The 16702-nt window shown below is 28.5% G+C and carries 11 protein-coding genes; 1 reads left to right on the top strand and 10 read right to left on the bottom strand.

Going from position 1 to position 16702, the window contains the following annotated elements; all coding sequences use genetic code 11:
* Positions 1–6 precede the first annotated feature (6 nt).
* From purM to surE, 9 genes are all read right to left on the bottom strand, one after another.
* The gene (gene purM, locus BLBBGE_RS02385) at positions 7–990 is read right to left on the bottom strand and encodes a phosphoribosylformylglycinamidine cyclo-ligase (protein WP_012841004.1); all 984 of its coding nucleotides are present in this window, start codon (positions 988–990) and stop codon (positions 7–9) included.
* Positions 987–2432, bottom strand: coding sequence for an amidophosphoribosyltransferase (gene purF / locus BLBBGE_RS02390; protein WP_012841005.1), 1446 nt, complete (start codon positions 2430–2432; stop codon positions 987–989). Before purF ends, purM begins: the two co-directional genes overlap by 4 nt.
* A gap of 50 nt (positions 2433–2482) precedes the next feature.
* Positions 2483–3211 carry a phosphoribosylaminoimidazolesuccinocarboxamide synthase gene (gene purC / locus BLBBGE_RS02395; RefSeq protein ID WP_012841006.1) on the bottom strand — a complete coding sequence of 243 codons (729 nt, stop codon included), beginning with the start codon at positions 3209–3211 and terminating at the stop codon, positions 2483–2485.
* A gap of 2 nt (positions 3212–3213) precedes the next feature.
* On the bottom strand, positions 3214–3705 hold the full coding sequence (gene purE, locus BLBBGE_RS02400) for a 5-(carboxyamino)imidazole ribonucleotide mutase (protein ID WP_012841007.1): 492 nt from the start codon (positions 3703–3705) through the stop codon (positions 3214–3216).
* Positions 3706–3722: 17 nt separating this feature from the next.
* Positions 3723–7394, bottom strand: a complete 3672-nt coding sequence (locus BLBBGE_RS02405; protein ID WP_012841008.1) for a phosphoribosylformylglycinamidine synthase — start codon at positions 7392–7394, stop codon at positions 3723–3725.
* Between the two features lie 21 nt (positions 7395–7415).
* Positions 7416–8852: an adenylosuccinate lyase gene (purB, locus tag BLBBGE_RS02410; protein ID WP_012841009.1), complete on the bottom strand. Its 1437-nt coding sequence runs from the start codon at positions 8850–8852 to the stop codon at positions 7416–7418.
* Positions 8853–8863: 11 nt separating this feature from the next.
* On the bottom strand, positions 8864–10159 hold the full coding sequence (locus tag BLBBGE_RS02415; RefSeq protein WP_012841010.1) for an adenylosuccinate synthase: 1296 nt from the start codon (positions 10157–10159) through the stop codon (positions 8864–8866).
* 78 nt (positions 10160–10237) lie between these two features.
* A complete protein-coding gene (gene ruvB / locus BLBBGE_RS02420; RefSeq protein WP_012841011.1) occupies positions 10238–11206 on the bottom strand; it encodes a Holliday junction branch migration DNA helicase RuvB in 969 nt (322 codons plus the stop codon).
* Entirely contained in the window at positions 11191–12042 is an 852-nt protein-coding gene (gene surE, locus BLBBGE_RS02425) for a 5'/3'-nucleotidase SurE (RefSeq protein ID WP_012841012.1), read from the bottom strand. Before surE ends, ruvB begins: the two co-directional genes overlap by 16 nt.
* Positions 12043–12108: 66 nt before the next feature.
* Here surE and BLBBGE_RS02430 point away from each other — a divergent pair, with 66 nt between their 5' ends.
* Positions 12109–14235, top strand: coding sequence for a carboxy terminal-processing peptidase (locus tag BLBBGE_RS02430; RefSeq protein WP_012841013.1), 2127 nt, complete (start codon positions 12109–12111; stop codon positions 14233–14235).
* Here the strand turns inward: BLBBGE_RS02430 and gyrA are convergent.
* Positions 14219–16687, bottom strand: a complete 2469-nt coding sequence (gene gyrA / locus BLBBGE_RS02435; protein WP_052295600.1) for a DNA gyrase subunit A — start codon at positions 16685–16687, stop codon at positions 14219–14221. The two genes, BLBBGE_RS02430 and gyrA, sit on opposite strands and share 17 nt — an antisense overlap.
* Between the last annotated feature and the right edge of the window lie 15 nt (positions 16688–16702).

Consider the following 16702-nt stretch of genomic DNA (forward strand, 5'->3'; position numbering starts at 1 on the left):
AAAATGTTATTTCAAAAATACTCTTTTATTTCCTTTTACAATACAGCCAAAGACAAAAGGTTTTTCTCCTAAAAATCGGAGTTTATCTAAAATAGAATCTTCTTCTTTAAAAGAAGCTATGATAATCATCCCTACTCCCATATTAAAAGTATTCCACATTTCTTCATCTAATAAATTTCCTTTATTTTGAATATAATTGAAAACAGGTTGAATAGGAATTTTTTCTTTTTCGACTATAGCTGATAAGTTTTCTGGCAGAATTCTAGATAAATTATCTGATATTCCTCCTCCAGTAATATGAGCTAATCCGTGAATCATAAATTCTTTCAATAAAATATGAATAGGAAAATGATAAATTCTAGTTGGTATTAAAAGAGTTTCATAAAACGGCTTTTCTTGAAAAGATTTCACAAAATCTTCTGTAGAAAAAATATTTCTGATTAAAGAAAAACCGTTACTATGAACTCCAGATGAAGGGATCCCTATTAAAATATCACCCTCCTGAATAAATTTTTTACCATCTATAAGGTGATCTTTTTCTACAATTCCGACACAGAATCCTGCAATATCATAATCATTTTCCTGATAAATTCCAGGCATTTCTGCCGTTTCTCCTCCAATAAGACAGGTATTAGTTTTTTTACAAGAAATAGCTATTCCTTGTATTATTTTTTCTACAATAGTAGAATCCAGTTTTCCACAAGCTAAATAATCTAAAAAAAATAAAGGAATAGCACCATGACATAAAACGTCATTTGCACACATTGCAAAACAATCTTCTCCAATTAAAGAATATTTTTTGTAATCAATAGCTAAACGTAATTTTGTGCCAACTCCATCTACTCCAGATACTAAAACAGGTTCCTTATATCCACATTCATATATTTTATAAAATCCAGAAAAATGATCTAATGTACTCATAACATTTCTGTTATAAGTTTTTTTTAAAATTTTATTAATTTTGCATATGGTGATGTCGCTTTCTTTCATAATTTATTATTATATTTTTTAACCGGATAGTTTCCCGTAAAACAACCAAAACAATAATGACTTCCACCAAGAATATTGACTAAATTAGCCATGCTTAAGAATTCTAAACTATCTACATCTAGAATTTTTGCTATATTTTTTTGATCAATATGATTGTATGAAATTAGATCTTTTTTACTTGGAGTATCCACTCCTAAATAACATGGAGCAATAATAGGAGGAGAAGCACTTCTAAAATGAATTTCTTTCGCTCCTGCTTTTCTTAATATATAAACTAATCGACGACTGGTGGTCCCACGAACTATAGAATCATCAATAATAACAATACGTTTTTCTTTTATTTCATCCAATATAGGATTTAATTTTAAATTCACCATTTTTTCACGCATTTCCTGTTTAGGAAGAATAAAAGACCTACCAATATATTTATTTTTCACCAAAATAGGTTTAAAAGGAATTCCAGAAGCTTTAGAGTAACCAATAGCAGCTGGAACTCCGGAATCTGGGACCCCAATCACTACATCTGCTTCTACTGGGTGTTGTTCATAAAGTTTTTCTCCACTTTTTTCACGAATTTCATACACATTTATATTTTCAATTAAAGAATCAGGACGAGAAAAATAAATATATTCGAAAGAACATATTCTTTTTTTTGTATATTTTTTTTCTGTAAGCATAGAAAATCGAATTGATTTTTGATCTACGATAATAATTTCTCCTGGAAATAAATCTCTTATATAGAATCCATCTACAGAATCTATTCCACAAGTTTCAGAACTAAATATATAAGTTTTTTCATTCAGCATCCCATAACACAAAGGCCGTATTCCGTTGGGATCTCTAAATGCAGCCATTTGATTATTCATAAGAACTATGACAGAATAAGCTCCCATAATATCTAGAGTCGTTTTTTGAATAGCTTTTTCTAAACTATTATTAGATTCCAATAAATATTTTTGAATCAAACGTAAAATGACTTCAGAATCAGAGTATTCAGATATAAAATTGACTCCTTCAGATTCCAATTTTTTACGAATGGATTGAGCATTGACTAAATTTCCATTATGTACTATGGATATGGTACTCCTTCCATCGGAATTTTCTCCAAAAAAAGGTTGAATATTTTTTTTGCTTTGTCCTCCTTCTGTAGAATAACGCGTATGCCCAATAACGGCATTTCCATTATAACATTCAGAATTAGAAATTTTTCTAAAAAAATCTAAAACAAGACCTTCACTTTTATGAGATATAATAAATCCATCTCGCAAAACAGAAAAACCACAAGCTTCTTGTCCTCTGTGTTGCAATGCAAATAAACCAAATTGAATTAAAGAAAAGGTGTCTACTTTATGAGGAGAATAAATCCCAAAAACACCACATTCATCATGAAACTTATCAGAATAACTATTTTTCAGAATTGAAGGGAATAATTGAGATATCATGATATCATCTTTTTGAAAAAAGAATATCTTTGCTCCATTATTTTAATGGATTATCTTACATTTAACCTTTTTAATATTTCCATATAAATATCAAGTACCTCTTCCTTTTCCTTTAATCCAATTCTAAATGGATCTTTATCTAGTTTTTTCATTGTTTTTTTGTCCCAAAAACGACAGGTATCAGGACTAATTTCATCAGAAAGTAAAATATCATTCTGATCATTTTTCCCAAATTCTATCTTAAAATCTACCAATATAATATTTTTATCTAAAAAATATTTTTTGAGAATATTATTCACATTTGATACAATACGATAAATTGCATTGATTTCTTCATAAGAGATGATTCCCAAGAATACAGCATGATGATCATTAATCAATGGATCTTTTAATTTATCGTTTTTATAAAAAATTTCGAAAATTGGATTTAACAAACGAATTCCTTCTTGAATGTTTAAACGTTTAGACATGCTTCCAGCTACAATATTACGAACAACGAATTCTAAAGGAATTATATCTACTTTATAGCATAATTGTTCCCGATTATTAATTTTTCGTATAAAATGAGTTTTAATTCCACAAGAATTGATAAATTTAAATATTAATGTACTTATTTCATTATTTAAAATTCCTTTATCCTGTAAAAATTGATTCTTTGATCCATCTAAAGCAGTTATACTATCTTTATAATGAATTAGGACTTCAAGTGAATTATTTGTAGTATATATTTTTTTTGTTTTTCCTTCTGATAAAAGATTTTTTTTAATTACGAAACTCATAATCACAAATATTGCTCTATTTCATTTGCCAATTTTTTTCTTATTTTCATTCGAAATTCTAGCAATGATTTTTTGAGATTGATATTTTTTATAGACAAAATATGAATGGCTAATAAAGCTGCATTATAGGAATTATTTATTCCGACTGTAGCTACAGGTACATCTTTGGGCATTTGTACCATAGACAAAAGAGCATCCACCCCTCCTAATAATCCATTATTGCAATGATAAATAGGAACGCCTATAACAGGTAATATAGTTTTTGAAGATATAATTCCAGGTAAATGAGCGGATAGACCAGCACCAGCAATAATCAAATCTGTTCCTTCAGATTCTATTTTTTTTATGGTATTTGATAAAATATCAGGCAATCTATGTGCAGAAATCACATAAGATGTATAATGAACATTAAATTTTTTGAGTATTTCAGTTGCTGCTTTCATAGTTGGTTTATCGGAAACACTTCCAATAAATATAGCCACTTTAACATTCATATAATATGATTAAATTTTTACAAAAAATATTGTACAGCATTTTTAAAAATCGAATGTTCATGAACATTAGGTATATTTTTTAACAATCCATGATCATAACGTTCTGGATGAGTCATTCTTCCATAAATTTTTCCATTTTCACTTAACAATCCCTCTACAGCGTCAATAGATCCATTGGGATTATATAATCTATCTAAACTAGGATTCCCCTCCAAATCTACATACTGTGTGGCAATTTGATTTTTTTGAAATAAAATATTTGTTATTTCTTTGCTGGCATAAAATCGGCCTTCACTATGAGATATAGGTAGAGTATATATTTTATTTTTCATACCATTTAACCATGGAGATTGGTCTGAGATCACTTTAATATGAACACATTGAGATATATGTTTTCTTATTTTATTATAAGTCAATGTAGGGGATTTATTATTTCTCAAACAAATTTTACCATAAGGTAATAATCCAGATTTTATCAGTCCTTGAAACCCGTTACAAATACCTAATATCAATCCATCTTTATCAAGAAAATGTTGAATAGCATCCTTTATGTATGGATTGTGTAATATAGATACAATAAATTTAGCTGCGCCATCTGGTTCGTCTCCAGCACTAAATCCACCGCAAAGCATAAATATTTGTACAGATTCTATACGTTTTTTAATATGAAATATAGATTCAATAATATCTTGACTATTCAAATTTTTGAATACAAAAGTGTTTACTATTGATCCTTCTTTTTCAAACATTCGAACAGATTCAAATTCATTATTTGTTCCAGGAAATATGGGAATAAATACACGTGGTTTTCCTTTTTTTTTAAACAGACATTTCCATACTATAGGATCACATTTTTTTTCTTGTTTAGTTAAGTAGATTCCTGTTGGAACACTTTTTTCTATTTCACTATAAGAAAAAACAGGACTCAAAGTTTTGAACCAATGATTGATGGCCTCATTGATTTCAATATGTAAACCGTTGAAAACTAATAAATTGTTTGAGGTAACCTCTCCTATTGGAACAAAATTATCTGAAAGTGTAGACGAAGCTTCTATAATTAAGGATCCTATACTCATTTCAAGCAAATGCTCTTTACAATTTATAACAACTCCTAAACGATTTCCAAATGCCATTTTTGCAATAGCAACAGAAATTCCTCCGTCTTTTACCGTTTTTACTGAAACTATTTTTCCTGAACAAATCCCTTCATAAACTTGATCATAGACCTTTTTAATGGAATCAAAATCTGGCATTTCATTTTTTAATGAATGATGAGAATATAAATAAATTTTATTTCCTATTTTTTTTAATTCAGGAGAAATAACATTTAAACATGAACCAGTGGCAACTCCAAAAGCAATGAATGTTGGCGGAACATGTATATTATTATATGTTCCTGACATAGAATCTTTTCCTCCAATAGAAACCAATCCTAAGGACATCTGAGCATGATAAGCCCCCAATAAAGCAGAAAAAGGTTTTCCCCAATTTTTTGGATTATTTCCCAATTTTTGATAATATTCTTGAAAACTAAAATAGGTATTTTTGTAATCTCCTCCCATAGATACAATTTTAGAAATACATTCCAAAATTGCATAAGCTCCTCCATGAAGAGGACTCCAAGAAGAAATTTCAGGATGAAATCCCCAAGAAGCTAAGCTTACCGTATTTGTAGTTCCTTTCAAAATAGGAATTTTTTGCACACTTCCTTCTGATGGAGTGATTTGGTGTTTTCCACCAAAAGGCATTAAAACTGTAGTTCCACCTACAGTGCTATCAAACATTTCTACTAAATTTTTTTGAGAAGCTATATTCAATCTGGAAAGAGTGTCTAAAAATGTTTTTTTACTAAATAAAATTTTTTTTGATTTTTTAAAAGGAGAAATTGAGGTAGGAGAACTTACACTAACAGATTGATTATTAGGAGCTCCTCTTGTATTCATAAAAGAACTTTTTACGTTAAAAATTTCTTTCCCTTTATAATAAAAAATGATACGTTTATTATCAGTCACTTCAGCTATAGGTGTGGACATAATATTTTCTTCCCACGCTAAATGAATAAATTTTTTAACATTTTTAGGATCTAATACAACAGCCATACGTTCTTGAGATTCTGAAAGAGCTATTTCAATAGCCTCCATTTTCTCATTTTTCATGGGAATTTTATCTAAATAAAGAGCTAAACTATCGCTTAATTCTCCTATAGCAACTGCAGCTCCACCTGCTCCAAAATCATTACATTTTTTGATCAAAGATATGACTTCTTTTTTTCTAAAAAATCTTTGAATTTTTCTTTCTATGATTGGATTCCCTTTTTGTCCTAGTTGTATATTTTTTTTGAAATTCGCATTATACTCCTTAGAAGAATCAGTTGCTCCTCCTATTCCTTCTTTTCCTGTAAATCCGCCTATTAATAAAATTACATCTCCTTTTTTTGGTTCTCTTTGTTTTAGAAAATGAACGGGGACTGCCCCAATAACCATTCCAACTTCCATTCTTTTAGCTCTATATCCTTCATGATAAATTTCATTGACATGAGTTGTTGCCAATCCGACTTGGTTTCCATAAGAACTATAACCATGAGCCGATTCGAAACAGATTTTATGTTGTGGTAACTTTCCATTAATAGTTTTTGAATTGGTGGGATCCGCAGCCCCACTTAATCTGAGTCCTTGATAAACAAAAGCTCTTCCAGACAATGGATCTCGAATTGCTCCTCCTATGCAAGTAGAAGCTCCACCGAAAGGATCAATTTCTGTAGGATGATTGTGTGTTTCGTTTTTAAATAATAAATACCATTTTTCTTTTTTTTTACCTATAATATCTACATGAATACGAATAATACACGCATTGTGTTCACGAGATTGGACATAATTTTTCAATTTTCCTTTTTTATAAAAAATTGTAGCTGGAAGATTAGATAAATCCATAAAATGAATAGGATCTTTTGATCTACCCATGGTCTCTCTATCTTTTAAATATTTTCTAAAAATACTTTGGTATGTATTTTTGAACACCCCATCAAAAGATATATTTACTAAGTTTGTATAAAATGTTTTGTGTCGACAATGATCTGACCAATAAGCATCCAATATACGAAATTCTGCTTCTGTTGGATTTCGTTTTTCTTTAATGAAATATTTCTGAATAAATAATAAATCATTTATATCTATGGATAAATTACAATCATTATGAAATTTTTTTATTTTTTCAATAGAAAAATCAATGAAATGATCTACAATTTTAATATCATTTTTATTTCCATTGGTCTGATTCAAATTTTCATTTGAATTGATATAATATTTTTTTATTTTATGAAAATCTTGATTTTTATTTATTCCAATTAACTGAATCAATTGGCCTGTTTTTACAATAGAATTTGATTTAGGATCTAAAATTTTTATGCATTGCATAGCAGCATCTGCACGATCATCACACTTTTCCGTAAATTTTTCTATATAATATGAATTATCAAAATCTATTTTTTGATGTAAAATATCTGTTACAGGATCTACAAAAATCTTTGATAAACTTTCTAAAAAAAGTTCTTTGCTTATGTGAAAGATATCATAAATATAATAAACAACTACTTTAGATAATGAAATATCCATACTTTTCAATTCCTGATAGAATTTAATAGAATCAATATCAAAAGGAATTTTTTTTTGTATATAAATTCTGAAATTCATTATTTATGTATGTGATGTAAATTAAACTTGTCTATCCATATTAGATACATCTAAATCAATTAAATGATGAAATTTATTTAATATTGGATTCACTTCTTGATCGATAAATTCTAAAGTTTGATCTGAAGAAAAGCCTATAAAATTTTTCGGATTCAGCATTTGATTCATTTTTTCTTCATGAATTGGTATTTTTTTGTCATGTAAAATACGTTGAATAAAATCATTTTCTTTTCCCTCTAATTTTATTTTAGAATTTGTTTCCATAGAATGAATCCGTATTCTTTCATGAATTTCTTGTCTATCTGCTCCATTTTTTACACACTCGACAATAATGTATTCAGTCATTAAAAATGGAAGTTCTTCTTTGATATGCTTTTCAATGATTTTAGGATATACAATAATGTTTTCTAATATATTATTCCAAATCATTAAAATAGCATCTACAGCTAAAAATGATTGTCCGATAACTAATCTTCTGTTAGCAGAATCATCCAAAGTCCGTTCTAACCATTGAGTTGCTGCAACCATAGCTGAACTATTGGATAAAGAAATCACATATTTGGCTAAAGAAGCCATTCGTTCACTACGTATAGGATTCCGTTTGTAAGCCATCGCACTGGATCCAATTTGATCTTTTTCAAAAGGTTCTTCCATTTCTTTCAAATTTTGTAGTAAACGAAGATCATTACTAAATTTATGAGAAGATTGAGAAATATTAGATAATAAGTTTAACACTTGAGCATCTACTTTTCTGTCATAAGTTTGCGCTGTAATAGAAAATACATTTTTAAATCCAAATTTATTGGATAATTTACTTTCTAAAGATTTTACTTTTTGTAAATCTCCATGAAATAATTCTTTGAAGCTATCAGCTGATCCTATAGTTCCTTTTACTCCTCTGAAATGAATATTTTTTAACCTAAATTCTAATTCTTCTAGATCTAGAAGTAAACTTTGTATCCACAAAGCAGAACGTTTCCCTACAGTAGTCAACTGAGCAGGTTGATAATGTGTGAAAGCTAAAGTAGGAACATTGTGATATTCTAAGGAAAAGTTTCTGATACGAAAAATTACATTCACCAATTTTTTAAGCAAAATCTCCAATCCATCACGGATCAAAATAATATCTGTGTTATCTCCTAAAAACGCACTGGTAGCTCCTAAATGAATAATAGGTTTCGCTTTAGTAGCCTTTTCGCCAAAAGCATATAAATGAGCCATAACATCATGACGAAATTTTTTTTCATAAAAAGATACCCGCTCCCAATCTATATCACATAAATTATTTTTCAAATCATAGATTTGTTCATCGCTGATATTTAATCCTAATTCTTTTTGTATTTCTGCTAAATACAACCACAATTTCCTCCAAGTAGTAAATTTTTTTTTTGGAGAAAAATTATATAACATTTCTTTGCTACTATATCGTTCGACTAAAGGATTTTTATATTCTTTCACAAAAAATATTTTTAGGCAAAAATTTTGAAAAATGAATATTTATTTTTAATAATATTTTGGTTTCTTTCTGAACCTACAGAAACCAATAATATTTCTAAATTTAAATAATCTTCAATAAATTTAATATATTTTTTACAATTTTCCGGTAAGTCTTCATATTCATGAATATGAGATATATCTTTTTCCCAACCAGGAAAATCCATATAGACACCTTGTATTCCTTGTTCTATATTTGCCGGAAAACATTTAATTATTTGTCCATTATATTTGTATTCTACACATAGTTTAATAGTTTTTAATTCACTTAATACATCTAATTTTGTAATAATTAAATAATTAATTCCATTTATCATACAAGAATATTTAAGAGCTATTAAATCCAACCATCCACATCGTCTTGGACGTTTTGTTGTTGCTCCATATTCATTTCCTTTTTGACGTATTACATCACCGATTTCGTTATTAATTTCTGTAGGAAAAGGACCAAATCCTACACGTGTACAATATGCTTTTGCTACTCCTATAAAATTTTCTAAAAAATTAGGAGGAATTCCAGTCCCTATGCAAACACCTCCTGTAGAAGGAGAAGAAGTGGTAACATATGGATATGTTCCATAATTAATATCCAATAACATAGCTTGAGCTCCTTCAAACAGAATTTTTTTCTTATTATGAAAAGCATCATGAATTTCATGAACCGCATCTATAATGCGATTATAAATAATTTTTGCGTATTCTATATATTCTTCATAAATAGATTCAAAAACAAGTGGTTCTTTTTTATAAACTTTTGTAATAATTTCATTTTTGAAATCTATATTATATTTTAATTTCTGATAAAAATTTTTAAAATTTAAAAGGTCTAATACACGTATTCCCATACGTGCTGTTTTATCTTCATAAGTTGGACCAATTCCACGATGTGTAGTTCCAATAGACTGATCTTCTAATATTTCTTCTTGATATTTATCTAGCAAACGATGATAAGGCATAGTTATATGTGCTCTTTTTGCCAAAAAAACTTTGGATGTATCAATATTCATGGATTCTAAATCTTGTATTTCTTTAATAAAAGATTGAGGATCAACAACTACCCCAGGGCCCACAATACATTTCACATTAGAATAAATAACTCCAGAAGGAATTAAATGAAGAATAAAACGATGATTTTTAACATGGATAGAATGACCAGAATTATTTCCTCCCTGATAACGGATTACATAATCTGAATTTTTAGAAAGTAAATCTGTGATTTTTCCTTTTCCCTCGTCACCCCATTGGAGACCAACAATAACATTTGAAGGCATGACATTTATACTTTTTGATACTTTTTAACAAAGTTAATTGTTATAAATAGATAATAAAAAATATTTCAGTCTATCAGTCTATTTTTTTTTTTTTAAATCTCGTTTGAGATGTTGATACGCTAATTTTGTAGCTTTTCTTCCTCTAGGTGTTCTAATTAAATATCCTTCTTTTATAAGAAAAGGTTCATAAACTTCTTCTATAGTATCTGAATTTTCGCTAACAGCTGTCGCTATAGTATTAATACCTACAGGCCCCCCTTTAAAGTGATCAATAATAGATAAAAGTATTCTGTTATCCATTTCGTCTAATCCATTTTTATCTACATTAAGAGCTTGCAATCCTAAATTGCATATATTTAGATCAATAGTCCCGTTTCCTTTTATTTGTGCAAAATCACGAATTCGACGAAGTAAAGCGTTAGCTATACGAGGAGTTCCACGGCTTCTATTAGCTATTTCATAAGAAGCTTTTTCTGTAATTGGAATATTGAGCAGTTTTGCACTTCTATTTACAATATTTTTCAAAAATTTTTTTTCATAATAACTAAGACGAAAATTAATACCGAATCTAGAACGCATAGGAGCCGTAAGCAAGCCAGATCGAGTCGTTGCTCCTATTAAAGTAAAAGGAGACAAATCTATCTGTACTGATTTAGCATTCGATCCAGAATCTATAATAATATCTATTTTATAATTTTCCATAGCAGAATACAAATATTCTTCAACTATTGGAGAAAGACGATGAATTTCATCAATAAAAATTACATCGTTCAATTTTAAATGAATCAATAAACCAGCTAAATCTCCTGGTTTATCTAAAACTGATCCTGAAGTGACCGTGATGTTAACATGTAATTCATTGGCTACAATATGAGCCAGTGTCGTTTTCCCTAATCCTGGAGGACCATGAAATAAAATATGATCTAAAGCATCTTTTCTTTTTTTAGCGGCTTGAATAAAAATCTTCAAATTTTCCAATATATCATTTTGTCCAACAAAATCTTGAATCGTCTTTGGATTTAAAGATCCTTCTAAAAGAGATGACACGGGCTATACATTTTAATATTAATATTAAAAAAAAAATCAATAATCCAAAGAAAAATAAACAGTACAAAATTCCAGGATTTTAAAATATTTAATATAGGATAATTTGTTAAATCAAATTGAATAGGAACAATAGAGATATATCCGTTTTTTAATGCCCATTCATCTGTATCTATTTTTTCATCAAAATTTACAAAATCACCTCCCAACCAATAATAAGTTCTTCCTTTTGGATTGGATCGTTTATCGAAACTTTCTTTCCATTTAGATCCTGCCTGTCTACATATTTTAATTCCTTTAATTTGTTCTTTTTTCAATTTTGGAATATTCACATTAAGACTAATTATTTTTTCTGGAATAGGATTATAAAGTATTTTTTTTACGATTTGATAAACATATTTTTTGGAGGGTTCAAAATCAGCATTCCAATCAAAGTCTAAAAGAGAAAATCCTACAGATGGAATTCCCTCTATACTGGCTTCAATAACTGCAGAAATTGTACCAGAATACATGATGTTGATAGAAGAATTGGATCCATGGTTAATTCCTGATACACAAATATCAGGTTTTTTTGGAAGAATTTTATCAATAGCTAATTTTACACAATCTACTGGTGTCCCTGAACATTCCCATTCTTTTTGATTTCCATTATCTATTTTTATAGAATCACAATACAACACTGTATCCATAGTAATGGCATGCCCAACACCAGATTGAGGTTTATTGGGAGCGACAACATACACGTCTCCTAAAGAATTCATAGATTGAACAAGAGCTCTAATCCCTGGGGCTATAATTCCGTCATCATTTGTGACTAAAATAATTGGTTTTTTATTCATTTTTTTTACATAAAAAAGCTATTTATATAATAATTTTACTACTATTTTTCAAACAAAAACAAAATTGTGTCTCCTAAAATCAAAAGACTTCAAAAAATTAAGGCTATAATAATTGGCTTTATTTTCATTTTTTTATTGAGTTCTTGTTCTCCATTAGGAGAACAAGAAAAACATCATTTAATACTCAAAACAATATATCAAACACTTCATTTTTTGCATCCCAATCCCATTTCTATTAATGATGATTTTTCACAAAAAGTATATAATAAATATTTTGAAAAATTAGATAATCAAAAACGTTTTTTCCTGCAAAAAGATATAGAAGATTTGTCTTTGTATAAAAATAAAATAGATGATTTTTGGATTTGTGGAGATTCTACATATTTCAACATTATTATCAAACGTTTTTATCAAAGAATAAAAGAAGTGGAATCCATATGTTTTCAAATTTTAAAGAAACCTTTTGATTTTAATAAAGAAGAAATGTTTTTTATTGAAGGAGAAGTCAAAGATATTTTTTATCCAAAAAATCATCAAGAATGTATAGAAAAATGGAGAAAATATTTAAAATATTTGACTTTATTAGAAATAATAACTTCTATCAACCAAAAAAATTTAAATGTTTCAAAACAAAAAATTTGGAAAAATGCATTTATGAATGAGGAAAAGACATCTAGAAATAAAGTGAAAGAATCTATTCAGGAATATTTCAGAAAATTAAAAATAAAAAAAGAATTTGACTGGTTTTCTATGTATGTAAATACTATAACTACCCAATATGATCCTCATACTATTTATTTATCTCCTAAAGAAAAAGAAATTTTCGATTTAAACATATCTGGACAAACAGAAGGAATAGGGGTTGAATTACAAGATGATAAAGGATATGCAACAGTCGTTAAACTTATTGTTGGAGGCCCGGCATGGAAAAGTAACAAAATAGAAATAGGAGATAAAATTATACGAGTAGCAAAAAATATAAATTCAGATTCTATGAATATTGTAGGAATGTTATTGGAAAATTCCATTCGTTTGATAAAAGGAAAAAAAGGAAGCAAAGTCAAACTAACTATTCAAAAAAAAAATGGATCTATAAAAGAAGTCATTCTAATGAGAGACATCATCGAGAAAAAAGAACTCTTCGCAAAAAGTGTTATCATATTGGATAACAATCAAGATAAATACGGTTTGATCTGTTTGCCTGAATTTTATTTTAATCCTGAAAATAAAAATGGTCGAAATGCTGCTAAAGATATGAAAAAAATTATTCAAGAATTAAAAAAAGAAAATATAAAAGGTCTAATTCTAGACATTAGAAACAATGGAGGAGGTTCTTTAGATACTGTAATAGAAATTACCGGTTTTTTCTTAGGAAAAGTTCCTATTGTACAAATAGGTAGATATAACAATAAGAAAAAAATATTAAAAAATAATGATGAAAAAATACTATGGAAAGGACCAGTTGTAGTACTTGTTAATGAACTATCAGCATCCGCTTCTGAAATTCTTGCGGCAGCTATAGCTGATTATAAAAGAGGAATTATTGTAGGGAGTGCTCAAACATATGGAAAGGGAACAGTGCAAACTATTTATCCATTAAATAGATTTTTATTTTCCAATGAAGAATTGGGAGCTTTAAAATTTACCATTAATAAATTTTACCGTGTTAATGGAAGTTCAACTCAATTAAAAGGAGTTAATTCAGATATAGTTCTACCAAGTACGGGCAATGGAAGTAATGTATCATTAAAACTAATGGAAAAAAATCAACCAAATTCTATGAAATGGGATAATGTGAATCCCATTCCTTTTCACTCTTGGAACAATAAGAAATTAGAAAGTGTTAAAATTAAAAGCCTTAACCGTTTAAGTAAAAAAAAGGATTTAATGACTATTTATAAAACCATACAATTATTAGAAAATAAATTTTCAGATAAAAAAAAATTTTCTTTAAACTGGAAAAAATTCTATTCTGAAAATAGAAAAATAAAAACAAAAAACGAAAATTTAAAAAAACTAAAAAATGATTTGAATATATATGGATTACGAGCTTTTCCTCCTTCTTACAAAATTATTTTAAATGAAAAAAAATTAGAATTGAAAGAACAACAAGAATGGAAAAAAAATTTGATAAAGGATTTTTACGTATCAGAATGTGTTAACATTTTACGTGATTTTAATGAAATCCCATAATAGGTTTATAAACTTTTGCGACATCAGCTATAGCATCGTTTTCTTTTAAGTTAATCAGTCTAACCCCTTGAGTTGTCCTTCCCATAACTCTTATGCCTGATACAGATATACGTATAATAATTCCTGATTTTTTAATAATCATTAAATCGTCTTGATCAGTAACATGTTTAATGGCAATTAAATATCCTGTTTTTTGAGTAATATTTATTGTTTTTATTCCCTTTCCTCCACGATTAGTTATACGATAATCTTTTAAATTGGACCTTTTTCCAAATCCTTTTTCAGATACGGCCAATAAATGTCCTTTCGCTTTTTTCCCATCCACACATATCATTCCAATCACCATATCATTCTTATTTGTAAAATGAATCCCTATCACTCCAGAAGAAGTTCTTCCAGTTGAACGTACTTTATTCTCTGAAAAACGAATAATTCTTCCACTTTTTACAGCAATAAAAACATGACTATCTCCCTTAGTTAAAATAGCTTCTAACAAAGAATCTCCTTTACGAATTACAATAGCATTAATTCCATCTTTTCTGGGACGAGAGTAATTTTCCAAAGATGTTTTTTTAATAATCCCTTTTTGAGTAACCATCATAACATAGTAATCTTTAACGTACTCTTTGTTGGTCAGATCTCCCGTTAATATATAGGCATTCACTTTATCATCTTGTTGAAGATGAATAATATTTTGTATAGCTCTTCCTTTAGAAATCTTGGAGCCTTCTGGAATTTCATATACTCTTAACCAAAAACATTTTCCTTTTTCTGTAAAAAAAAGCAGAAATTGATGATTCGTTGCTATAAGTAAATGTTTAAAAAAATCAGATTCTCTAGCTGTGGCACCTCTATTTCCTACTCCTCCTCTTCCTTGACGCTTGTATTCTGACAAAGATGTTCTCTTGATATAACCAGCATGAGAAATCGTCAAAACAACCTGTTCGTTTTCAATTAAATCTTCTATATGGACTTTATTTCCTGAATAATCAATCTGTGTACGACGTGAATCTTGATATTTTTTTTTGATATCTAAAAGTTCTTCTTTGATAATTTTTGTTCTTACAGAATGTTGAACTAAAACATTTTGAAAAAATTCTATTTTTTTGACGAGTTCATCATATTCTTTTTTCAGTTTATCTACCTCTAAAGAGGTAAGACTTTGCAACCGCATATCTAAAATAGATTTAGATTGATCTTCTGATATTTTAAATTTTTTAATCAGTGTAGTGCAAGCATCACTATGATTATTAGATTTTTTAATTAGTTGGATCATAAGATCTAAATGATCTAATATTTTAAAAAAACCCATTAATATATGAACACGATTTTTACATTTTTTTAATTCATATTTGGAACGACGAATAATAACATCATGTCTATGATCCACAAAATGTTGAATCATATCTTTTATATTTAATTGAAGCGGTTTCCCATTAACCAATGCTATGTTATTGACATTGAAAGAAGTTTGCAGAGGGGTATATTGAAACAATTTGTTCAATAGGATGTTCGGGTTTGTATTCTGTTTCAGAATATAAACAATACGTAATCCATTTCTATCCGATTCATCACGAATTTGATAAATACCTTCCATTTTTCCTTCTTTCATTAATCCTATAGTTCTAGTGATCATATCGGATTTATTCACTTGATAAGGAATTTCATCTACTATGATACATTGTCTTCCCTGAATTTCTTCAAAATGAACTTTTGCTCGTAAAACAATACGTCCTTTTCCAGTGTGAAAAGCATTTTTGACTCCATCATATCCATAAATAATTCCGCCCGTTGGAAAATCTGGAGCTTTCATATATTTCATGATCTCTTCTACAGATAAATTGTTGTTATTGTCTATATAAGCGCAAATAGCATTTATAGTCTCTTTTAAATTATGAGGAGGAATATTAGTTGCCATTCCTACTGCAATTCCAGAAGATCCATTAATCAAAAGATTAGGAATACGTGTAGGCAAAACTGTTGGTTCTTCTAAAGAATCATCGAAGTTCAATTGCATATCTACTGTTTCTTTTTTGATATCCAATAACATTTCTTCAGATATTTGTCTCATTCTGACTTCTGTATAACGCATAGCGGCAGGGGGGTCTGCATCTAATGATCCAAAATTACCCTGTCCATCTATTAATGGATAACGAAGAGTCCATTTTTGAGCCAAACGAACCATAGTCTCATAAACAGAAATATCTCCATGCGGATGATATTTTCCCAAAACTTCTCCAACAATACGAGCCGATTTTTTATAAGAACTATTAGAAAAAATTCCTAATTGATACATTCCATAAAGAACTCTTCTATGTACAGGTTTTAATCCATCTCTCACATCAGGAAGAGCTCTGGATACAATGACAGACATAGAATAATCTATGTAAGATGATTTCATTTCATCTTCTATATTGATGGGAATCAATTTTTCTCCTTCACTCAAACTCATTTTTTTATGAGATTT

The sequence above is a fragment of the Blattabacterium sp. (Blattella germanica) str. Bge genome, from assembly GCF_000022605.2.
Lineage (GTDB): Bacteria > Bacteroidota > Bacteroidia > Flavobacteriales > Blattabacteriaceae > Blattabacterium.